The 21,127-nt window shown below is 71.0% G+C and carries 16 protein-coding genes and 2 pseudogenes; 8 read left to right on the forward strand and 10 right to left on the reverse strand.

Annotated elements, in window-relative coordinates; all coding sequences use genetic code 11:
- Positions 1-119: 119 nt before the first annotated feature.
- The 3 genes and pseudogenes from ACFHVL_RS25990 (at position 120) to ACFHVL_RS26000 (ending at position 2,286) form a co-directional block, all read left to right on the forward strand.
- The gene (locus tag ACFHVL_RS25990) at positions 120-602 is read left to right on the forward strand and encodes a S8 family serine peptidase (protein ID WP_416631063.1); all 483 of its coding nucleotides are present in this window, start codon (positions 120-122) and stop codon (positions 600-602) included.
- 36 nt (positions 603-638) lie between these two features.
- Positions 639-1,652, forward strand: a pseudogene (locus tag ACFHVL_RS25995) (S8 family peptidase); the annotation flags it as partial.
- Positions 1,653-1,843: 191 nt separating this feature from the next.
- Positions 1,844-2,286, forward strand: a pseudogene (locus ACFHVL_RS26000) (DUF664 domain-containing protein).
- 70 nt (positions 2,287-2,356) lie between these two features.
- Here ACFHVL_RS26000 and ACFHVL_RS26005 read toward each other — a convergent pair.
- Both ACFHVL_RS26005 and ACFHVL_RS26010 read right to left on the reverse strand, forming a co-directional pair.
- Positions 2,357-3,475, reverse strand: a complete 1,119-nt coding sequence (locus tag ACFHVL_RS26005; protein ID WP_416631064.1) for a cellulose binding domain-containing protein — start codon at positions 3,473-3,475, stop codon at positions 2,357-2,359.
- 240 nt (positions 3,476-3,715) lie between these two features.
- A complete protein-coding gene (locus ACFHVL_RS26010) occupies positions 3,716-4,408 on the reverse strand; it encodes a SanA/YdcF family protein (protein WP_416631065.1) in 693 nt (230 codons plus the stop codon).
- A 76-nt stretch (positions 4,409-4,484) separates the two neighbouring features.
- Between ACFHVL_RS26010 and ACFHVL_RS26015 the strand changes: the two genes are divergently transcribed.
- Complete coding sequence (locus ACFHVL_RS26015; protein WP_416631066.1) at positions 4,485-5,870, forward strand: PQQ-binding-like beta-propeller repeat protein; 1,386 nt, start codon at positions 4,485-4,487, stop codon at positions 5,868-5,870.
- A 97-nt stretch (positions 5,871-5,967) separates the two neighbouring features.
- On the opposite strand, the gene ACFHVL_RS26020 is transcribed toward ACFHVL_RS26015, so the two are convergent.
- The 7 genes from ACFHVL_RS26020 to ACFHVL_RS26050 form a co-directional block, all read right to left on the reverse strand.
- Positions 5,968-6,999 (reverse strand): iron-siderophore ABC transporter substrate-binding protein, encoded by a 1,032-nt coding sequence (locus ACFHVL_RS26020; protein ID WP_416631067.1) that lies wholly within the window; start codon positions 6,997-6,999, stop codon positions 5,968-5,970.
- A 153-nt stretch (positions 7,000-7,152) separates the two neighbouring features.
- Complete coding sequence (locus ACFHVL_RS26025; RefSeq protein ID WP_416631068.1) at positions 7,153-8,211, reverse strand: FecCD family ABC transporter permease; 1,059 nt, start codon at positions 8,209-8,211, stop codon at positions 7,153-7,155.
- The gene (locus ACFHVL_RS26030; RefSeq protein ID WP_416631069.1) at positions 8,208-9,278 is read right to left on the reverse strand and encodes a FecCD family ABC transporter permease; all 1,071 of its coding nucleotides are present in this window, start codon (positions 9,276-9,278) and stop codon (positions 8,208-8,210) included. The genes ACFHVL_RS26025 and ACFHVL_RS26030 overlap by 4 nt, the downstream gene beginning before the upstream one ends.
- 3 nt (positions 9,279-9,281) lie before the next feature.
- Positions 9,282-11,576 (reverse strand): glycosyl hydrolase family 95 catalytic domain-containing protein, encoded by a 2,295-nt coding sequence (locus ACFHVL_RS26035; protein ID WP_416631070.1) that lies wholly within the window; start codon positions 11,574-11,576, stop codon positions 9,282-9,284.
- A 23-nt stretch (positions 11,577-11,599) separates the two neighbouring features.
- Entirely contained in the window at positions 11,600-12,502 is a 903-nt protein-coding gene (locus tag ACFHVL_RS26040; protein ID WP_416631071.1) for a nucleoside hydrolase, read from the reverse strand.
- An 80-nt stretch (positions 12,503-12,582) separates the two neighbouring features.
- Positions 12,583-13,584: a sulfite exporter TauE/SafE family protein gene (locus ACFHVL_RS26045; protein ID WP_416631072.1), complete on the reverse strand. Its 1,002-nt coding sequence runs from the start codon at positions 13,582-13,584 to the stop codon at positions 12,583-12,585.
- Between the two features lie 146 nt (positions 13,585-13,730).
- Complete coding sequence (locus ACFHVL_RS26050; protein WP_416631073.1) at positions 13,731-15,149, reverse strand: GH1 family beta-glucosidase; 1,419 nt, start codon at positions 15,147-15,149, stop codon at positions 13,731-13,733.
- Positions 15,150-15,419: 270 nt separating this feature from the next.
- Between ACFHVL_RS26050 and ACFHVL_RS26055 the strand changes: the two genes are divergently transcribed.
- Entirely contained in the window at positions 15,420-16,106 is a 687-nt protein-coding gene (locus ACFHVL_RS26055) for a phosphodiesterase (protein WP_416631074.1), read from the forward strand.
- Positions 16,107-16,276: 170 nt separating this feature from the next.
- A complete protein-coding gene (locus tag ACFHVL_RS26060; protein WP_416631075.1) occupies positions 16,277-17,476 on the forward strand; it encodes an RtcB family protein in 1,200 nt (399 codons plus the stop codon).
- Between the two features lie 162 nt (positions 17,477-17,638).
- Here the strand turns inward: ACFHVL_RS26060 and ACFHVL_RS26065 are convergent, their stop codons facing one another.
- Positions 17,639-18,655, reverse strand: a complete 1,017-nt coding sequence (locus ACFHVL_RS26065; protein ID WP_416631076.1) for a glycoside hydrolase family 11 protein — start codon at positions 18,653-18,655, stop codon at positions 17,639-17,641.
- A 517-nt stretch (positions 18,656-19,172) separates the two neighbouring features.
- Here ACFHVL_RS26065 and ACFHVL_RS26070 point away from each other — a divergent pair.
- On the forward strand, positions 19,173-19,994 hold the full coding sequence (locus tag ACFHVL_RS26070; RefSeq protein ID WP_416631077.1) for a class I SAM-dependent methyltransferase: 822 nt from the start codon (positions 19,173-19,175) through the stop codon (positions 19,992-19,994).
- Between the two features lie 45 nt (positions 19,995-20,039).
- Positions 20,040-21,062 carry an ADP-ribosylglycohydrolase family protein gene (locus ACFHVL_RS26075; RefSeq protein WP_416631078.1) on the forward strand — a complete coding sequence of 341 codons (1,023 nt, stop codon included), beginning with the start codon at positions 20,040-20,042 and terminating at the stop codon, positions 21,060-21,062.
- Positions 21,063-21,127: the final 65 nt, after the last annotated feature.

The following is a 21,127-nucleotide window of genomic DNA, read 5'->3' on the forward strand; positions in this document are numbered from 1 at the left end:
ACAACCGAACCACCTGAGCCGAGTACCGGCACTACACCCAGTCGCGGACCGTTACTCGCAAAGGCTCAATGGTTGGATCCCGTACGTCCTGGCTGACTCGGGCGGCCAGACATGGGGCGGTGGCCGCCGCAGCGGCCACCATGCTGATCCCGGCGACCGCGTCACCCGCCGTCGCCGCCACGGGCGAGATCCTCGGGGCCGACAGCCCGGACGCCATCGCGGGCAGCTACATCGTCGTCTTCGCCGACCACGCCACAGCGAGCCGCCAGGCACACACCACCGACCTCGCGGCGCGGTACGGCGCGAAGCTGCTGCACGTCTACTCGCACGCGTTGCGCGGCTTCGCCGCGACGATGAGCGAGCCTGCGGCGCGGCGGCTCGCCGCCCGGCCCGACGTGGCCTACGTCGAGCAGGACGGTCTGGTCCAAACGTCGGACACCCAGATCAACCCGCCGTCCTGGGGCCTGGACCGGATCGACCAGCGCAACCTGCCGCTGCACAACAGCTACACCTATCCGACGACGGCGTCCACCGTCCGCGCCTACGTGATCGACACCGGCATCCGCGTCACGCACACCACCTTCGGCCGCCGCGCCTCCTAAGGTACCAACACCACTGGGGACGGCGACGACACCGACTGCAATGGCCACGGCACACATGTCGCCGGCACGATCGGCGGATCGCAGTACGGCGTGGCCAAGGGCGTTTCGTTGATCGCCGTCAAGGTGCTCAGCTGCGCCGGATCGGGCAGCTTCGCCGGAGTCGCCGCCGGCGTCGACTGGGTGACCGGTCACCACGCCACCGGCGTACCGGCGGTGGCCAACATGAGTCTGGGCGGATCCGGTTCGAACGCGACCGTCGAGGACGCGGTCCGCAACTCGATCGCCGACGGCGTGGTCTACACGATCGCCTCCGGCAACAGCAACGCCGACGCCTGCGACTTCACCCCGGCCCGGGCCGCCGAGGCGATCACCGTCAACGCGAGCACCCGCGCCGACGAACGGGCGTCCTTCTCGAACTGGGGCACCTGCACCGACATCTTCGCCCCTGGCGAGGGCATCACCTCGGCGTGGAGCACCAGCGACACGGCGACGAACACAATCAGCGGAACCTCGATGGCCACCGCGCACGTGGCCGGGACGGCGGCGCTGATCCTCGCAGCGAGCCCCAGCATGACCCCGGCGCAGGTCGCCACAACGATGTTCGACGACTCGACGCCGAGCAAGATCACCGACCCCGGTACGGGTTCGCCGAACCGGCTGACCTTCGTCGCCCAAGATGCCCCTTTGCCGACCGCTGTCCTCTACCGGTTCTGGAACGGCCGCGACCACATCAGCAGCACCGCCACGTCGATCGACGGCTACGAGCTGGAATTCTCCCCCGGGGCGGTGCGGACCAGTCCGGCGGCCGGTACCCACCCGCTCTACCAGTGTCTGGTCGGCGGTGACTGGGACTACATGACGTCGCTCGACGCGGACTGCGAAGGCCAGCCGGTCGTCGGCCTGATCGGGTACGCCTACACCTCGCCACCAGCCGGGTCGTATTCGATGCTGCGCCGGTGCTGGGCGTCCAGCAGTGACCACTTCGACTCCCTCGACAACACCTGCGGGGGACAAATCGTCGAAACGGTGCTCGGCTACCTGCCCAACTGATCCGTCAGAGGGCCGGCGAAGGTCGGGGTCGGACGCCGGTGGCGTCCGACCCCGACCGGTCGTCGACCGGGCGGTGCGAAACTGCGGTGCGGGTCGCTCTCCGCACGGCTAGCCTCCCGGTCATGACGCCCGACCGGGTCCGCCCACCGTTCGACGCCGACGAACGCACCCAGCTGGTCGGCTGGCTCGACATGCAACGCGCGATCGTGCATTTCAAGTGCGACGGGCTGTCGGACGCCGATGCCCACCGCGTACTGCTGCCGTCCTCGCCACTGATGACCGTCGCCGGAATCGTGTCGCACCTACGCTGGGTGGAACACACCTGGTTCGAGGTGATGTTCCTCGGTCGTCCGGCCGACGGGCCGCAGTTCGACGAGACCCGCGAGGACGCCGACATGCGGGTCGACGGCGTGCCGCAGGCCCAACTGCTCGCCGACTACGAACGGCAGTGCGCTGTCTCCAACGAGATCATCGCGCGCATCCGCTGGAACAGGCCGGCCGTCACCCGGACTTCCGCTCGGCGGCGGCGTCACTGCGCTGGATGCTGATCCACATGGTCGAGGAGACCGGCCGGCACGTCGGTCACCTCGACGTCATCCGGGAGCTGTTGGACGGCCGGAAAGGCTACTACTGACCTACTGCTGACCTGCGGTGTGGGCAACGCCGGACGACGGCGCAACCCACACCGGTGTTCAGGTGTCGGCTCAGCCAGCGCTGCAGGACGGGGTCATGCCCGAGCCGCTGCCGGTGGCTTGGAAGCCGAACTCGGTCGACTGCCCGGCGGCGATCCGGCCGTTGTAGCTGACGTTGCGGAACTGCACCGCGCCGCTGTTGCCACTGCGGTCGGCGTTCCAGGCATTGGTGATGGTGGCGCCGCCGGGCAGGGTCATCCCCACGGTCCAGCTGTTCGTGCCGGCCGATCCGGCCGTCACCCGTACGGTGGCGACGAAACCACCGTTCCATTGGTTGACCGAAACCGTCGCTGTGCAGCCGCCGCCCGGCGGTGGCGTCGTGGCAGGCGGTGGCGTCGTCGCCGGCGGCGGGCTCGTCGGTGGCGGGGTGGTCGCCGGCGGCGGGCTCGTCGCCGGCGGGGTGGTCGGGCTCGGGCTCGGACTGCCCCCCGGGTTGAGGCTTCCCGGTACGGCGAGCATGGCGTTGTACCAGGTGGTGGCCATCTTGCTGTACCCGGTCACGTTCGGGTGCACGCCGTCGGCAAGATCGGCGTTGGTGAGCGCCGGATACATGTTCACCAGGTGAACGTTGCGACCGGCGTTCCTCCGGCTCTGCACGATCTGCGGGATGGCCGCGTTGTAGCTGCGGACCCTGTCATCGCTGAAGCTGACCGGGACGATCGTGGCCACGAACACGTACGCGTTCGGCGCATTGGTGGTGATCTTGTCGATCAGCGCAGCGAGTCGGTTCGGGGCGTTCGGTAGATCCCGGTTCTGGAGGACATCGTTGGTGCCGATGTGCAGCAGGATGGTCTGCGGATTCGAGGAACGCAGCCAGTTGACGATGTTGGCGTCGATCTGGTCGATCCGCCAGCCCGAGTGGCCCTGGTGGTCCCGGTCGGGAAGGCTGGCCGGCCCGTTGGACTTGGACCCGACGAAGTCCACGGTATACCCGCCGGTCTGGAACTTCTGCCACAGGTCGATGCGGTAGCCGCCGGGTACGTTGTAGCCGTCGGTGATCGAATCACCGAGCGGCATCACCCGCACCGGGGCGGCCGGCTGCGCATGCACGCTGCTGCCGACCACCAGCGTGGTCGCCACGAGCACTGCTGCCGCCAGCACCGCCATACATCTACGGACGGTCGAGGTCATGGACAGTCTCCCTCCAAAGACATCTACGTCCGTCAATCTAGATGTCGACCAGGTCGCCACTGCGCCGCACCTGGGAGCCCCAGCGACGAACGGCCACCGCGCTGCGCCGAGCGGCACGATCGCCATGCCCTTCCCGGGGTGAGCACCTGCGACCAGACGCACGAACACCGCACGCATCGACGCGAGAAGCTCCGTCTCGATGCCGTCGCGAATCAGCGCCACCCACGCCTACAGGTATCGTCAGTTGCGCAAGGCGTCGTCGAGGCTGGTCTCACGGGGGCCGAGCAGCGCCGGATCCCGGCCAACCACCACGTCGTACGCCGCTTTGACCGCCGCCAGCCGCTCGCGGGTCGCGCCCCACCGCCAGGCCCGCTCGAACCGGCGTACCGAGTCGTCGCCGACGCCGACCGCGTCCACGCCGACCCGCCGGCAGACGGTCACCGCCCGCTCGATGTGGAAACTCTGCGTCACCACGATCGCCTGCTGCACGCCGAAGATCCGACGCGCCCGGGCACACGAGTCGTAGGTGTCGAAACCGGCGTGGTCCTGCACGATCTTCTCGGCCGGTACGCCATGCTCGATCAACCAGCGGCGCATCGCCCCCGGCTCGTCGTACTCCCACTGTGCGTGATCGCCGGAGACCAGCACCGCCCGTACCCGATCGGCTTCGACCAGCCGCCGGGCCAACTCCAGCCGGGCGGCGAGGAACTCCGACGGCGTACCGTCCGGTCTGACCTGGGCCCCGAGGACGATGGCGACCGGCGCGGCCGGCACGTCCGCCAGGTCGTAGACGTGCTCGGCGGCCGATGCCCGTATCCAGTGCCCGCTGACGGTTACCAGCAGAGCGGCCGCAATCGCGGCAACGGCGAGGAGAACGAACTTGCGGCGCAGCCAACGTGAGCGGCGGGACCGGTGAGCCGGGGTGTCGTCCATCCCGTAAGTATTGTCGACGGGCTCCATCGCGCCCGGACGCTGGACACCCGCGGCGACAGGGAGAAGTGTGGAGCGCATGGTCATCGAGCTGGGCCTGGCCCGCGAGCCGGAGACACCGCCACCGGCGGCCGGCGGTTGGTGGCGCGGGTCATCCTCGGACCCGGCGGTCGGCGGGCGGTCGCTCGTGCGCCGGGTGCGCCCGTACGCCGGGTTCGTCTGCCTGGTGCTGCTGCTCGGGCTGGCCGGTGCCGCGCCGCCCGACGGCCCGCTGCTGGTCCAGGTCGCCGCGCACCAGGTGAAGGCCCGCGACATCGTGCTCGCCGGGGATCGGATGCTGGTCACCTCGGCCGCCGCCCAGAACTCGTCCACGACATGGCAACTGTCGGCGTACGCGATCCCGGCCGGTGACCTGCTCTGGACGGTGCCGCTGGACGCGGCGAGCTGGCGGCTGCGGCAGGTACGCCGTACCGGTGATGTCGTGCTCGTCGATCCGCGCTCCGGGCCCGGCACCGGGGCGACGATGATCCTGGATGCCGCCACCGGGCAAACCCGCTGGGTGGCACGCAGCGGGCTGACCCTGACCGACGACGGCCGGACCGCCCTGCTCGACGAGCCGGGTGGGTCCGACGGCACCGCGTCGACCCTGGTGGCCGTCGACGTGACCAGCGGCGATGAGCTGTGGCGCACCGGGTTGGCGGCCTCGACCGAGGTACTGCGCGGGCCCGGCGGGCAGGCGCTGCTGGTCGGCGCCGACGGGCGGGCCGAGCTGCGCGACGGACGGGACGGGACGGTGCTGCGTACCGCCGATCTGGGTGCGGTGTCGCGGCCGGACAGCATGGCCGGCGCGTTGTTGATGCGGAAGTCGACCGGGGGCGAGTTGGGCGTGGCCGGCTACGATCCGGCGACGTTGCGGCAGCTCTGGCAACGGCCGGTGCGGTACGGTCCGGGCCGGATCACCGAGTGCGGCCGGCTGGTCTGTTTTCCGGCCGGCCCACAGATCGAGGCGGTCGATCCGTTGACCGGGGAGTCGGTGTGGCGCATCGACGCGGACCTGGTCGTCGACTTCGACAGCTACCTGGTGGCGTACAGCGTGTCGGGTGGTGCGGCGGGGGCGGACGGCGGCTCTGGCGCCAGCAGCGGTGCCTCGGCGGCGTTGAGCAACACCAGCACCGAGGCCGGGGCGGGCGGTGGGCGGATCCTCGACCCGGTGACCGGGCGGACGCTGCTGGCGTTGAGCGCCTGGTACACCGAGTTGGAGGGGCGGGGTGACGCGACGTTCGTCGGCTACCGCCAGCCGGCGGAGGACGGGCCGGCCTGGCTGGCGGTGTTGGCACCGGCTACCCGGACGGTGCGCCTCGTCGGTACCGTGCCCGGCCTGGTCGGCGGGTGTGTCGCCGATTCGGCCACCATCGTGTGCCGCAGCGGAGCCGAGGGCATCACCGTCTGGCGCTACCAGCTCTGACCCAAGATCGCGACGATCTTGCCCTTATCGTTGGACAAAGTAGACAAATATTCTCGATAAGCGCAAGATCGCGGCGATCTTGGGTGCGAGGGTCGGGTCAGGAGGTGGCGTCGACCTTGTCGGCGGCGGCGGCGAGCGCGGCGACGTAGTCGTCCAGACCCCAGGTGCCCGACAGGGCGGTCGGCGGCGACACCGAGGCGATGAACTCGGCACCGACCAGGGAGGCGACCGCACCGGACTCGATCTGCGGCATGGTCTGCGCCGCCTGCGAGGACAGGAACGCGTCCTGCTCCTCCTGCGTGGTGGCGAAGGAGACCAGCACGTCGGAGGTGAGCTGGTCCAGCTGCTCGTAGCTCATCGTGAAGTAGAACGTCGACTCGTCGGTGCCGAGCGCGTCGACGCTCTCGGCGCCGGTCATCCCCAGATCGAGGGCGAACTCTACCCGTGGGTCGGCTTCCTTGTAGACGTAGAAGGTGCCGGCGGAGTCCCAGACCATGGCGACGCTCTTGCCGGCCAGCTGCGGGTTCTCCTGCGCCTTGGTGGCGATCTGCGCGTCGATGTCGTCGAGCAGTGCCTGTGCCTCGGTGCTCTTGCCGAGCGCGGTGCCGACCGTGGTGATCAGGTCACGCCACGGGGTGGCCCACGCCTCGCCCTGGTAGGCGACAGTCGGGGCAATCCGGCTCAGCAGGTCGTACTGTTCCTTGTCGATGCCGGAGTAGACGGCGAGGATCAGATCCGGCTCGGCGGCGGCGATCTCGTCGAACGGCGGCTCCTGGGCGTCCGGCAGCACGGTGGGCACCTCGGCGCCGGCCTCGTCCAACTTCTCGGCGATCCACGGCAGTACGCCGTTGGCGTCGCCGCCGTAGCTTTGGAACGGGATGGCGACCGGCACCACGTCGAGCGCGATGGCGGCGTCGGCGCTGCCCCAGCCCCACGCGACGACCCGGGTCGGGGTGTCGGAGATGGTGGTGTCGCCGAACGCATGCGTGATGGTCACCGGGAAGCCGGCTCCACTAGCGCCGCTGGCGGGATCATCGGTCGAGTCTTCACCGGATCCGCAGGCGGCCAGCCCCAGGGCGAGGGCGAGCGGGGCGGCGACGAGGGCACGACTGAATCTTCTGCTGATCACTGTCTCTCCTACATGCGCATGGAGCGCCCGACCCTGGTTGGGCAAGCGGGCGTTCCGCGAGGTCAGCACATGCAATCACGTGGCAGTTAGGTTTGGCTAGCCTATGTAATTCCGGTTACGGACCTGTGATGGCCGACCGGCGGAACGGCAGTACTAGGCGCGTCCGTCGCGGCCCGTCGTGGCCAGCAACCACAACAGGTACGGGCCGCCAATGACGGCCGTGACGATGCCGACCGGGGTCTTCACGTTGCCGGGCAACAGATGCTGGGCGATGAGATCCGACCCGGTCACCACGACCACGCCGACCAGGGCCGCCGGCAGCAGCACCGGAGCGCCGCTGCGCATCATCCGCCGGGCGATCGGCATGGCCACGAACGCCACGAACGCGATCGGCCCGGTCACCGCGGTCGCCACCGCCGCCAGCGTCACCGCCACCGCCAACAGGCCGATCCGGCTGCGTTCCAGCAGCACGCCCAGCCCGGTCGCGGTGTCGTCGCCGAACCGCAGCAGACTCAGCGTCGGGCGCAACGCCAACAGCACCGGCGTCCCGACGCCGAGGACCGCCGCCAGCACGGCGATCTCCGGCCAGCGGGCGGCACCCAGGCTGCCGACCATCCAGGACAGCGCTGTCTGCGCCTCGCGCACCTCGCCCCGGGTCAGCAGGTAGCCGAGTGCACCGTGGGCCATGAACGCGGCGGCGATGCCGACCAGCACGAACCGGTAGCCGGTCAGCCCGCTCCGCCAGGAGAGCAGGTAGACCGCGGTCGCCGTACCCATCGCGCCGACGAACGCGGCGACCGAGACACCCAGGCTGCCGGCGCTGAACATCATCAACGCGGCCACCGCGGCGACGCTCGCGCCGCCGGTGACGCCGATGATGTCCGGGCTGGCCAGCGGGTTGCGCAACAGCGTCTGGAAGATGCCACCGGCCAGACCGAACGCGGCACCGGCCAAAACGCCGGCGACCAGACGGGGCAGCCGCAGGTCGACGATGATGAACTCGTCACGGCTGCTGCCCTGCCCGACCAGGGTGCGCAGCACCCCGTCCAGGGAGATCTGGTACGCCCCCACGCTCAGGCTGAGCACCGCGAAGATCAGCACCAGCCCGACCAGTACGGACAGTACGGCCGCCGCCCGGCGACGCCGCTGCCAGCGCAACCGCCGTAGCGCGGACAGGTCCCGGCCGGCCCGCCGGGCATCGATGGCGGTCATACCGCAGCCATCCGGGATCGGCGGACCAGGGCGATCAGCACCGGTGCGCCGAGGAACGCGGCGACCAGGCCGGCTTCGACCTCGCCCGGCGACACGACCAGTCGACCGAGCACGTCCGCCGCGATCAGCAGGGCGGCGCCGAGCACCCCGCTGTAGACGATGATCCAGCGGTAGTCGGGCCCGGTGACCCAGCGGGCGGCGTGCGGCACGACCAGCCCGACGAAGACGATCGGGCCGGCGAGCGCGGTGGCCGAGCCGCAGAGCAGCACGGTCGCGGTGAGGATCGTCGCCCGGTCGCGGACCACGTGCTGGCCGAGCCCGTGGGCGACGTCGTCGCCGAGGCTGAGCGCGTTGAGCACCCGACCGGACGCCAACGCCAGCGCCGTGCCGGCGACGATGAACAACAGCACCGTACGGGCGGTGGACAGGTCCCGGCCGACCAGCGAGCCGACCTGCCAGAACCGGTAGCGTTCCAGGGTCTGCAGGTTGGTCAGCAGCACCAGGGTGATCAGCGAGGTGAGCACGGCGGTCAGCGCGGAGCCGGCGATGGCCAGTTTGACCGGGGTGGCACCGCCCCAGCCCATCGACCCGACGCCGTAGACGGCGAGCGCGGCCAGCGTCGCACCGGCGAAGGCGAACCAGATGTAGCCGGCGGTGGTGCCGATGCCGAGCCAGGTGATCGCGACGACGACAGCGAGCGACGCGCCGGCGTTGATGCCGAGCAGCCCGGGGTCGGCGATCGGGTTGCGGGTCAGGCCCTGCATGAGGGCACCGGACAGGCCGAGGGCCAGCCCGGCGAGCAGGCCGATCACCGTGCGGGGCAGCCGCAGGTCCCAGACGACCACGTGGTCGTTCACGCCAGGATCGCGGTCGAGCAGCGCCTCGACGACCACCGGCAGCGCGATGTCACGGGCTCCGAAGGCGAGGCTGGCGAAGACCGCGACGGCCAGCAGCAGTACGGCGATCAGCAGTCCACCGAGTCGCCGACCAACAGTGAACACCCGACCGCTATCAGTCACCACAGCGGTGTCGCGCTCACCCCGACCGGGTCGAAGTGAGGTAAGCATCGCCTAAGTATGCAGGGACAATTCCACCGGTTCATCGGCGGGCAGGTCGATCGTCACTACGCCGTACGGGCTGCGTACCGTCACCTGCTGGTCGACCGCGCAGCGCAACCGAACCCGCAACCCAGCATCGTCCCAGGTCAGCTCTACCACGGTGATCCGGCCCCGGCAGGTGACCCCACGCAGGGTGCCACCGGGCAGCTCGGCCGGCCAGGCCGGCAGCAGGTGCAGGCTCACCGGTGACCCGTCGAGGCCGACCTGCGAGTCGACCAGCATCTCGATCAGGACGCCGGGCAGCGTGTGGGCGGCGTCGGCGTTGTAGGTCTCCAGGCCCGGATTGTGCGCGCTCATCAGCGACCGGAAGAACATGTCCGCACCGATGATCTTGCGTAGGTTCGCGGCGACCAGTTCGGCGTCCCGCAGCCGGGCCGCGACGAGCGCCCGGTGCAGGCTGCCGTGCGCGGACAGGTTCTCGTCACCGCGTACCCGCAGGGCCTGATGCGCGGCGCGGGCCGGCTCCGGCGCTCCGGCGGCGTCCGGGGTGATCTCGTGCAGCGGCCAGACCGGGTAGAGGTGGCTGATGTGCCGGTGGTCGTCGTCGGCCCGATAGCCCGGCCAGGCCCACTCGGCCAGCGCCCCACGGTCGTCGATCAGGTAGTCCGGCAGCCGTGCGGCCAACTCCGCCCACCGGGGCGACCCGGTCAGGCTCCCGGCGAGGAGCAACGCGTGCCGGGCGGCGGCGATGTCCATCGTCGCGTTCACCGCCGGATACACCGGCTCGTCCTGCTCGTCGAACGGGCCGGTCTCACCGGAGAACGACGGCACGATGACGAACCGGCCGTCGTCATCGACCCGGGTGAGGAAATCGGCGAAGAACTCGGCCGTCTCGACCAGCCAACCGGCCACCTCACCCAACGGCTCCCCGGTGACCAGATGGTGCTCCCACAGCGGATACAGCAGCCAATGCGCGCCGGGCAGCCAGGCCGGCCACGGCCACTCGTCGCAGAAGTGGAACAGGTGACCGTGCTCGCCGTCGGTGCGCCCGGGGGCGAGCAGACCGCGGCCGCCGTAGACGGCGCGCGCGTTGCGCCGCCAGTCGTCGACCTGTCCGGCGATCAACCGCCGGTACGCCGCCGTCACCTCCGGCAGGGCGCCGACGTTCGCCCCGGCCATCTGCAGGTTGAGGTTGGCGTCAGTGGTGAAGTCCCCCGCCCAGGCGGCGTCCCAGGAGGCCAGCCAGAGCCCGGTCAGCCGGGGCGGCAGCACCCCGCTGGAGCTGATCAGCAGGTACCGCCCGGCTTGGAACAGCCGCTCCAGCAGCGCCGGGAGCAGCCGTTGGTCGTCGGCGCGCTGCGCGTCGAGCAGGTCTCCGACCGGTCGACGCCGGTCGTCCTCGTCGACCCGCAACTCCAGGCCGGCCCGCCGGTACATCGGGGTGTGCAGCGCGGTATGCCGGGCCAGCAGGTCGGCGTAGCCGGCGGCCATGACCGGGCCGGTGGCTGCCGGGCCGGTGGCTGCCGGGCCGGTGGCTGCCGGGCCCAGCGAGGCGGCGAGGGCGGCGAGGCGGTCGTGCAGCGCCTCGGTGCCCCAGGCCGGTGTGTCGTAGCGGTCCAGCACGGTCAGCGCCAACGCGTCCCCGTGGATCAGGATCCGGTCGCCGACGGCCTCGGCCGCGCCGAGTACCAGGGTCAACCCCTCGAAGCCGGACGCGCCGAGACCGGGCGGATACCTGCCGCGTACCCGTAGGAAGGTGTGGCCGGCGCGCCGGTAGGCGGCGGTGTCGTAGCCGACGTCGGTCGGGCGGCCGGGCAGGTCTCCGGTGGCACCGAGCAGGCGCTCCCCGGCGGCGAGGTGGAGCACGGCGACCCGGTCGGCGCGGGACACGAAGGCCTGTCGGGCGCGGCCGCCGTCCCAGGTGATGGTGACCTCGCCGGTGACGAAATCGGTGGTACGCAGATAGCCGGCGGGCAGCGTCCCGGCCGGGCCAGCCGCAGTGTCGAGGGTCAACGCGTACCCGGGGTGGAAGGACTGGGTCCACCGTAGTTGCCGGCCACCGGCGAGCAGTTTCCCGGCTTCGGCCCGCCGGCCGGCCAGGATCAGATCCCGGACCTGCTCGATCACTGCGGCCAACTCGGGCGGGCGCAGGTCCCGGGTGCCGTTGGGCAGCACGAACCGGTGGTGGTTGACCACGATCCGCTCGGCGTCTGGATCCCCGTACACCATCAGCCCGTACTCGCCGTTGCCGGTAAGGAAGGCGTCTTCCCAGCGCGCGGCGGGCGCGGTGTCCTCGATCCTGTGCATCTGATCGACCCTGACCACAGTCTTCACCCGTACGCGAGGAGGAGTTTGGCGTACAGGTCCTCCAGGATGAACCGGGCGTCGACCCGACGATAGACCCGGATGGTACGCGGATTGCCCGGCCGTGGCCGGTAGCTCAGGTCGGGCGCGACGCTCGGCGCGGGCACCCGCTCGTGGTCCATCCAGTGATCGTCGAGCAGCACCCCGACCGCGGGCGAGTCGCCGAGAATCCACGACTCCCCCGACGGCCATCCCGGGTTGTCGCCCATCGCGTCGTTGAGTTCGATGAGCTGGCGAAACAGGTACTCACCGACGCGTCCACGTGGTGCTACCCGGACGGCGAGTTCGCTGAGGCCGACCCGCATCGTGCCGTACGCCGAGCTGGGGATCTGCCACAGCTCGACGCCGGAGTCCAGGACCTCGTTGGCCGCTCCGACGTCGTTGCTCAGGTTGAATTCGGTGCCGCCGCCTGGATGGGGACCACCACCGATCCAGATCGCGGTGAGCCTGTCGGCGATCCGCGGCTCGACACGCAGCGCGGCGGCGAGGTCGGTGAGCGGGCCGAGGAAGATGACGAACAGCGGCAGCGGGTCGTCGCGGATGGCCTCGGCGACGATCAGGTCGACACCGGGGGCGCTGCCGGGCGAGTCGCGGATCGGATGGCTGACGCCGGCGGCTACCGGGGGCGGGTCCGGCAGCCGCATCAGGTCCAGCAGCTGGTGGATCTCCGCGACGCTGGCGGCCGCGGTGTCCAGGTCGCTGCGGACGCCGAAGTGCGCACCGATCAGTCCACGAATCTCGAACCGGGGCGTGAGCAGTGCGTGCACGATGGCGTACTGGTCGTCGGCCTCGTTGCGGGCGTCGGTGTCCACGAGGAGCCGAATCCGCTTGCTGGGCGGCACGGTGAACGGATGGCGCGGGGAGTCCATTTCGACATCGTCTCACTGGAATCACTGCGATCGACCGCTCGGAAGTCGTTCGTGACCGGCCGTGGCGACCGCCCTGACCGCTACCGGCCGCCGCCGACCTTCGCCGGTTCGGCCGGCTGATCCGGCGGCGGCTTCGACCGCTGCTGAGCGCCGCGCAGCTCGGTGCGGGCAAGTGCCGGCAGGCCGTGCCGGCGGCGGGTGGCCATCCAGCCGAGCGAGCCGCCGGCCACCAGGCCGACGAGGATCACCAGCAGCGGGATGTCCGGCATGCCGAGCAGTTTGAGCGCGCTGGCCAGCAGCACCAGGGTCAGTGCCCGGCGGATCAACCCGCCGGGTGCCCGCGAGGAGAACTGGGCGCCGATCCAGGCACCGGGCACCGCGCCGAGCAGCAACGAGGCGGTCAGGTCCAGGCGGAAGTCGCCGAACAGCAGGTGCCCGATGGCCGCGGCGATCACCAGCGGCACCGCCTGCACCAGGTCGGTGCCGACCAGGAACGCCGGGCGCAGCAGCGGGTAGAGCATCAGCAACGCGATGATGATCAGCGATCCGGAGCCGACGCTGGTCATCCCGACGATCAGTCCGCCGGCGGCACCGATCAGCACGGTCGGCAGTGGGCGGGCCCGCAGCGGGGCCTCGGCGGGTGCGGCGACCGAGGCCGGGTCGGCACCGGCGGCGACGGCCCGGCGACGGGCGGCGTGCTCGGCCATCCGGGTGTAGGTGCGGAACACCAGACCGGCGGCGGCCAGCAGCAGGGCGACCCCGAGGGCCACCTTGATGCCGTGCTGCAGTCCTTCGCCGTCGCCGAGCGCCCGCAGCAGCAGTACGCCCGCGAACGCGCACGGCACGCTGCCCAGGCAGAGCCAGCCGACCAGCGACCAGTGCACGGTGCGCCGCCGGATGTGCACCAGCCCGCCGACCGGCTTCATGACCGCGCTGACCACGAGATCGCTGGAGACGGCAGCGAGCGGCGGGATGCCGAAGAAGATGACCAGCATCGGGGTCATCAACGCCCCGCCGCCCATCCCGGTCAGTCCGACGATGATCCCGATACCGAGGCCGGCCAGCACCAATACCCAGTCCACCCCACCGAGGGTGCCGGACCGACCCGGCAATGTCTAGCTTCTCGATCGGGATTATCAAGGCGATAGGTGAACCGGACCGGGGCAGTTCCCGGTCAGCGGGCTGCCGCCCGGCGGCCCAGTCGAGCTGGGCCGGCCGGCAGACCCACTCAGCCGGCCGCCGGCAGTGCGTTGGCCGCGACCACCCGCCGGTACCAGTGGGCGCTGTCCTTCCAGGTACGGCGCATGGTGTCCCGGTCGACGTGCACGATGCCGAACGTCTTGCCGTAGCCGTGCGCCCACTCGAAGTTGTCCAGCAACGACCAGACGAAGTAGCCGCGGACGTCCGCCCCGCCCTCGATCGCCTCGGCCACCGCGCTCAGGTGCCGGTGCAGGTAGTCGACGCGTCGCGCGTCGCGCACGCGCCCGTCGGCGTCGAGCACGTCGTCGAACGCCGCCCCGTTCTCGGTGATCATCATCGGCAGCCCCGGGTAGTCGCGGTGCAGCCGCAGCAGCAACTCGGTCAGCCCGGTCTCGTCGACGTTCCAACCCATCTGGGTGTACGGGCCGGGCTGCCTGACGAACTCGACGTCGCTGACGCCGATCCACGGCGAGGCCGCCCCGTCGGCGTGTCCGTCAGCGGTCGACCGGGCCGAGACGCCGTCCCACTGCCGCACCAGCACCGGGTTGTAGTAGTTGACCCCGAGCAGATCCAGCTGGGCGTGCGCGGCGGCCTCGTCACCGTCGCGGACGAACGACCAGTCGGTCACCGAGGCGGTGTCGTCGATCAGATCCCGGGGGTACGCCCCGTCCAGCATCGGGCCGAGGAACGCCCGGTTGGCCAGGGCGTCGATCCGGCGTACCGCGTCGGCGTCGCCGGCCGACTCACCCCGCACGTGGTGCAGGTTCAGCGTGACGCTGACCCGGGCCGCCGGGTCGATGGTGGCCCGCAGCGCCCGCACGGCGAGCCCGTGACCGAGGTTCAGGTGGTGCACGGCGGCGAGCGCGGCGGCCGGCTCGGTGCGTGCCGGGGCGTGCACGCCGGAGCCGTAGCCCAGGTACGCCGAGCACCACGGCTCGTTGAGGGTGATCCAGGTGTGCACCCGGTCGCCGAACACCTCACCCATCCGGCCGGCGTACTCGGCGAACCGCTCGGCGGTGTCCCGGTGCGGCCAGCCGCCGGCGTCCTCCAGCTCCTGCGGCAGGTCCCAGTGGTAGAGGGTGGCGACCGGCGCGATCCCCCGGGCCCGCAAGCCGTCGACCAGCGCCGAGTAGAAGTCGACGCCCCGCTGGTTGAGCTGGCTGCCGGCCCCCGGCAGCACCCGGGACCAGGAGATCGAGAACCGGTACGCGCCGACGCCGAGTTCGGCGAGGATGTCCAGGTCCTCCTCCAACCGGTGATAGTGGTCGCAGGCCACGTCACCGGTGTCGCCGTTGGTGACCAGACCTGGGGTGTGCGCGAAGGTGTCCCAGATCGATGGTGTCCGGCCGTCCACCGCAGCGGCCCCCTCGACCTGGTACGACGCGGTCGCCGTACCCCAGAGGAAGTTGCCGGGGAAGACAGGGCCAGACGGTGATGATACGGACATGTCGGGATTCTCCTTACGCACTGAGCACGATCTCGATCTGGCCGGTACCCGGGTCGGCGGTGACCCGGACACCCGCCTCGGTGGCCTCCGGGCAGGGCCCGTACCGGGCGCCCGCGCCGGCGACGCCGCACGATCAACAGGCTCCAGCATGCCTGCCGGTCGCCGATCCGGAGCCGCCGGACCCGGCACCTCTGCTCAGACAAGTCACCAGACAGCCCCGACGCCGACCATCGGCGATAGATCACCCCGAACCTGGGTACGCCCTGCGCCGTGACCTTCGGAGCCTGGCTGGCGCGCGTGCGAGGCGGTCGGCTGCTGCACCCACGCGGCCGCTCGTTCACCGGCGAGGTCGAACTCTGGGGGCCACTCGCCGGATGGTTCCTGCCAGCGGGAAGGTGGCCGGCCGTCATCCGGTTCTCCCGGGGCACCCCGACCCCGCCCGACTGGCCGGACATCCTCGGCCTCGCCGTGCGCGTGCACGCCCCGGACCGCCCGGTCGACCTGCTGGTGTCCAGTGCCGGCCGGGCGCCGGTACTGCGCCACCTGCCGCTGCCCCGGCGCGACTTCGCCACCACGTACGGCAGCATCCTGTCGTTGCGGCACGGTCGGCACCGGATCTACCTGGCCGTCTTCCCGGCCACCCCGGGCCGCCTCGGCGGCGCGGTCGAGCGGCTCGCCGACGTCACCGACCGCCGCCCGGTCGTGCTGCGCCTGGCGGCGGCCACCGCCACCAGCCCCTGGCGGACGTTCGGTCGGATCGACGTCGGCGAGCCGCTGCCATCTGCTGTCGACGCCGCCCTCGCCTTCGATCCGACCGGTCACCCTCCGCTGCTGCTGCGCACCGGCGGGCTGATCCAACGGCTCCGTACGGTCACCTACGCCGCCTCCCGGCGCGCCCGGGGCGCCCGCACCGACAACAATCCGATTGCCGCCACCGGCGGGCGGCCGCTAGCGTGAACGGCACCGTGACGACCGAGGAGCCACCGATGCGACCGCTGGCAGAACCCGCCACCGCCCGACGCGGCTGAGCCGCGCCCACCAGCGGGCCGCTGATCCTCGCCCCGTCTTTCCCGCTGCCGCAGCCGGCACTGGGTCACCGTCACGTTCCCGTACCGAGGAGTCATTCGATGAGTCATACGCTGCTGCCCGCAACCCGTGCCCCGGTCAAGGTATGGACCGACCCGTCGACCATCGAGGCCCAGGCCACCCAGCAGCTGCGCAACATCGGCGCGCTGCCGTGGGTGCACGGCGTCGCGGTGATGCCGGACGTGCACTTCGGCAAGGGCGCGACCGTCGGTTCGGTGATCGCGATGCGCCAGGCGCTGGCACCGGCCGCCGTCGGCGTCGACATCGGTTGCGGCATGTCGGCGGTGCGGACCAACCTGACCGACGCGCAGTTGCCGGACGACCTCGGTGCGCTGCGTACCGCGATCGAGGCCGCGATCCCGGTAGGGTTCCACTCCCACGACGACCCGGTCGACCCGCACCGGGTGCACGGCCTGCCGACCGCCGGCTGGGACCGGTTCTGGTCCGGCTTCACCGGCCTGCACTGCGGGGTCGCCGCGCTGGAGTCCCGGGCGCAGCGTCAGCTGGGCACCCTCGGCGGCGGCAACCACTTCATCGAGGTCTGTGTCGAGCAGGGCGGTGCCGACGCCGGCCAGGTCTGGCTGATGCTGCACTCCGGCTCGCGCAACATCGGCAAGGAGCTGGCCGAGCGGCACATCGCGGCGGCCCGCAAGCTGCCGCACAACGCCAGCCTGCCCGATCGGGACCTGGCGGTGTTCCTCGCCGACACCCCGGAGATGGCGGCGTACCGCCGGGACCTGACCTGGGCCCAGGAGTACGCGGCCCGCAACCGGTCGATCATGCTGGCGCTGCTGTGCCGGGTACTGCGCGACGCGGTGCCGGCGGTCCGCTTCGACGAGCCGATCTCCTGCCACCACAACTACGTGGCCGAGGAGGTCTACGACGGGGTGCCACTGCTGGTCACCCGCAAGGGCGCGATCCGGGCCGGGCAGGGCGAGCTGGGCATCATCCCCGGGTCGATGGGGACCGGGTCCTACATCGTGCGGGGTCGGGGCAACGAGACCGCGTACTGCTCGGCGTCGCACGGCGCGGGTCGACGGATGTCACGGTCGAAGGCGAAGAAGACCTACACCGTCGACGATCTGGCCGAGCAGACCGTCGGCGTGGAGTGCCGCAAGGACGCCGGTGTGGTCGACGAGATCCCGGCGGCGTACAAGGACCTGGACCAGGTGCTCGCCGAGCAGGCCGACCTGGTCGAGGTAGTGGCACACCTGCGGCAGGTGGTCTGCGTCAAGGGCTGACCCCCACCTCGCCCCGTCCACCCCGCCACCCTCGACGATCTTGCACCTATCGAGAGGATATGTCCGCATTGTCCGTCGATAAGTGCAAGATCGTCGAGTGGGTCGACCCCCAGCAGGTCGACCCACTCATGCAGGATGGTCCTGTTGCTCAGTCGGTCGGGGTCATGTTCGACAGGTGACCGTCGGCCAGGTCCAGTTTCCGTTCGCCATGATCGTCACGCCGAAGGTGTTACCGCTGCCGTTCGGCCTGGCGGTGACGGTACCGCTCGTGCCGCTGACCGAGGCGTTCCAGCTGTTCTGGATCCACTGGCTGCCGTTCAGGGTGAGGGTGACGGTCCAATTGCTGACATTCTGCACCGAGACGTTGAGGTTGAACCGGTCGCCGAACTGCTGGCCGGCCGACAGCACCGCAGTGCAGTTGCCCTGGCCCGGGTTGCCGGGGCTGCTGGTCGGGGAAGGTCCGGGGTTGCCGCCACCCTCCCAGACGTTGATGTCGGAGCTGCCGCTGCTCCGGTAGCCCTCGGTCGCCATCACCTGGTAACTGTGGTTGGAGCCGAGCTGCATACCGGCCCGAGCCCAGGCGTCGAAGTGGTTCGCCGTGGTGATGGTGCCACCGGTGCGCTTCTGCTGCCGGACGCTCCAGTACTGATAGAAGGTTCGAGTGCCGTCGATCGAAGGCGCGTTGACCCGCTGGCTGCGGTAGATGTCGTAGACGCTGCCGTCGGTGGTGACGGAGCCCATCCGGGTGGCACCGCTGCTCGGGTTGTAGGTGCCGAAGTTCTCCACCACGTAGTACTCGATAAGCTGGTTGCGCGTCCACCCGTACAGCGCGAGGTAGCTGTTTCCGTTCGGCTGGTAACTGCCCGAGTAGCTGACCGTTCGCCGGGTGCCGGTGGCCCAGCCCTTGCCGCCGACCCAGTTGTTGGTGCTGCCGTCCCACCGGCTGGAGTACCGGCCGTTCTCGCGCAGCGTCATGCTGGCGTTGCCGCTGTCCTTCCAGAACGAGTAGTAGTACCCGTTGTGGGTGCCGGTGCTGTTCTGGCTGAGGGTCCGGTCAGCCTCGGCGTGCGCGCTGGGGGCGATCACCATGCCACTGACGACCAGCGCGGCGGCGCACGCGGTGCCGATCAGCAGCCGCATACGGCCGCGACTCCTCGGCTTGACGAGAGTGTCCTTCATGTAGGTGTTTCCTCCTCTTGAAGGCTGGCGGGAGCCAGCGGTGCGGTACGACCCGACAGCCAGTCGTGGACGGCGACCGCCGTCGAGGATCGGCGTCGTACCGCGTGGTGGTGGGGATCGACAATCATAGAGATACGTCGATGGAATGACGGTAGGAGGCATCTGGTCGGCTGTCAACAACTTTCGGAAACATTGCGGAAACACAGTGCCAGCCCACGCATTCGCGGCATGGCGGCCGTTCAAGCTGGCCAGCAGCACTGCCCGGGAGATCTACAGATCGGCACGGTCGGTGCACACTCCCGCCGCATGGCGCATCGGGCGCCTGGGCCGCCCAGGCGGCAACCTGAACTTCCGGAAGTATTTCGGGCTACGGCCGGAGCAGCCGAGGACTGCCGGCGGCAGACCCGGGCCGCGCCGAAAACGCCAGGCCGGCCAGAAAACGCCCGGCCCCGCCGAAAACGCCAGGCGGCCAGAAAACGCCTGGCCGCGCCGGCCCTCGGCCCCCGATGATGACAACATGGCCGACCCGTCGTCCGCGATCATCGTCGACTACTACACCTCCCGCCACCAGGAGGCGGACCGCCTGCGGTCACATCCGTCCGGCCGGCTGGAGTGGCTGCGTACTCTCGAACTGCTGGACGAACTGCTACCCGCGTCCCCGGCCCGGATCCTCGACGTCGGCGGGGCCGACGGCGCGTACGCTCGACACCTCGCCGCCGCCGGCCACCGGGTCCGGCTGCTGGATCTGGTCCCGGCGCACGTCAGGCAGGCCCGGTCCGGTCGGCCGGCGATCGACGCCGACGTCGCCGATGCACGCGCGTTGCCGGAGACCGACGACGGATACGACGCGACGCTGCTCCTCGGGCCGCTCTACCACCTGGTGGCCCGCGAGGACCGGATCACCGCGCTGACCGAGGCGGTACGGGTGACCCGACCGGGTGGTCTCGTCGCCGCCGCGATCTCCCGCTTCGCCGGCCCGCTCCACTTCGCCGCGACCCGCCGGTGGGCCGGGCCGATCGCGCGGGAGGCGCGCACACTACTCACCGACGGGCGCAACGACCCCGGAATCGGCTTCACCGTGGCCTACTTCCATCGTGTCGAGGAGCTGGCGGACGAGTTCGGGGCGGCGGGCCTGACCCAGGTCGCCGTACAGGGAATCGAAGGTCCGGGGTGGACGGCGGCCGAGGCGGCGGCCGACGCACCGGACGCGGACGTCGTGCTCGACCACGCGCTCGGACTCGCCCGGGTCTACGGCCGGGAACCGGCGCTACTCGCCGCGAGCGCGCACCTGCTGGCGTCCGGCTTCGTGGCCGGTGCCGATGGTGGGACCGCGGGTTGACCGGCCCGGCTAGCCTACCGACCGGGACGAGACGGGGAGGTCACGGTGGATAGTGCGGCGGGCGGTGACACGGCGGTGGGTGACCGGGCGTCCGGGTGCCTGTTCGGGCTGGCATACGGTGACGCACTCGGCAAGCCGACCGAGTTCCTGACGGTCGCCGAGATCCACCACCGGTACGGCCCGGCCGGGCCACGTGAGCTGGCCGGTTGCCCGGCGCTGGTCACCGACGACACCCAGATGACCCTCGCGGTCGGCTGGGCGCTGCACGACGCCCCGGCAGCCACCCCGGACGGGCTGGAGCCGCTGCTCCGGGCCCGGTTCCTGGCCTGGGCGGCCAGCCCGGACAACAACCGGGCACCCGGCATGACCTGTCTGCGGGCCTGCGGCCGGCTGTCCGACGGCCTACCGTGGCAGCAGGCCACCGTCGGCGGGTCGAAGGGCTGCGGGGCGAACATGCGGGTCGCCCCGGTCGGTCTGGTCGACGCCTACGACGACGACACCGTGGCCGGCGTCGCGCAGCTGCAGGCCGGGCTGACCCACGGCCACCCGACCGCGCTGGCCGCGAGCGAGTTGACCGCCGTCGCGGTCCGGCTGTTGCGCACCGGTACGCCGTTGGCCGCACTCCCGCTTCTGCTGCGGGAACACAGCCACCGGCAGCGCACCGTCTACCGTGGTGACTGGCTTGGCCCGCTGTGGCAGCGGCCCGGAGTGGACAGCCCCACCGCCTTCATCTCGCGCGGCTGGGACGAGTGCCTGGCCGTACTGGACCGGCTCGACGCCGCGCTCGCCGCCGGGGACGACGGCGGCGACGCCTGCCGGATCACCGGGGAGGGCTGGATCGCGGAGGAGGCCCTGGCCACCGGGCTGCTCTGCGCGCTGTGGCATGCCGACGACCCGGTGGGTGCGCTGGCTCGGGGCGCGGCCACCGCCGGCGACTCGGACTCGATCGCCTGCCTGGCCGGGGCGTTCGTCGGTGCGGCGTACGGGACGGCGGCCTGGCCCGCGTCGTGGCCCGGCCGCATCGAGTACGCCGATCAACTGCACGCCCTCGGCCGCGCCTGGGACTGACCCCTCCCCGTCACATTCTCCGATTCGATCACGAGCGGTGGCGAAAATTCGTGAGATCGTTGTGA

Origin of the sequence: Micromonospora sp. LOL_023, assembly GCF_048060115.1 — a bacterium.
Taxonomy (GTDB): domain Bacteria; phylum Actinomycetota; class Actinomycetes; order Mycobacteriales; family Micromonosporaceae; genus Micromonospora_E.

Coding starts and splice junctions, on each gene's coding strand:
- ACFHVL_RS26005 (WP_416631064.1), bottom strand. CDS start 3,475: ATGACCTCGACCGTCCGTAGATGTATGGCGGTGCTGGCGGCAGCAGTG.
- ACFHVL_RS26010 (WP_416631065.1), bottom strand. CDS start 4,408: ATGGACGACACCCCGGCTCACCGGTCCCGCCGCTCACGTTGGCTGCGC.
- ACFHVL_RS26015 (WP_416631066.1), top strand. CDS start 4,485: ATGGTCATCGAGCTGGGCCTGGCCCGCGAGCCGGAGACACCGCCACCG.
- ACFHVL_RS26025 (WP_416631068.1), bottom strand. CDS start 8,211: ATGACCGCCATCGATGCCCGGCGGGCCGGCCGGGACCTGTCCGCGCTA.
- ACFHVL_RS26030 (WP_416631069.1), bottom strand. CDS start 9,278: ATGCTTACCTCACTTCGACCCGGTCGGGGTGAGCGCGACACCGCTGTG.
- ACFHVL_RS26035 (WP_416631070.1), bottom strand. CDS start 11,576: ATGCACAGGATCGAGGACACCGCGCCCGCCGCGCGCTGGGAAGACGCC.
- ACFHVL_RS26040 (WP_416631071.1), bottom strand. CDS start 12,502: ATGGACTCCCCGCGCCATCCGTTCACCGTGCCGCCCAGCAAGCGGATT.
- ACFHVL_RS26050 (WP_416631073.1), bottom strand. CDS start 15,149: ATGTCCGTATCATCACCGTCTGGCCCTGTCTTCCCCGGCAACTTCCTC.
- ACFHVL_RS26060 (WP_416631075.1), top strand. CDS start 16,277: ATGAGTCATACGCTGCTGCCCGCAACCCGTGCCCCGGTCAAGGTATGG.
- ACFHVL_RS26065 (WP_416631076.1), bottom strand. CDS start 18,655: ATGAAGGACACTCTCGTCAAGCCGAGGAGTCGCGGCCGTATGCGGCTG.
- ACFHVL_RS26070 (WP_416631077.1), top strand. CDS start 19,173: ATGGCCGACCCGTCGTCCGCGATCATCGTCGACTACTACACCTCCCGC.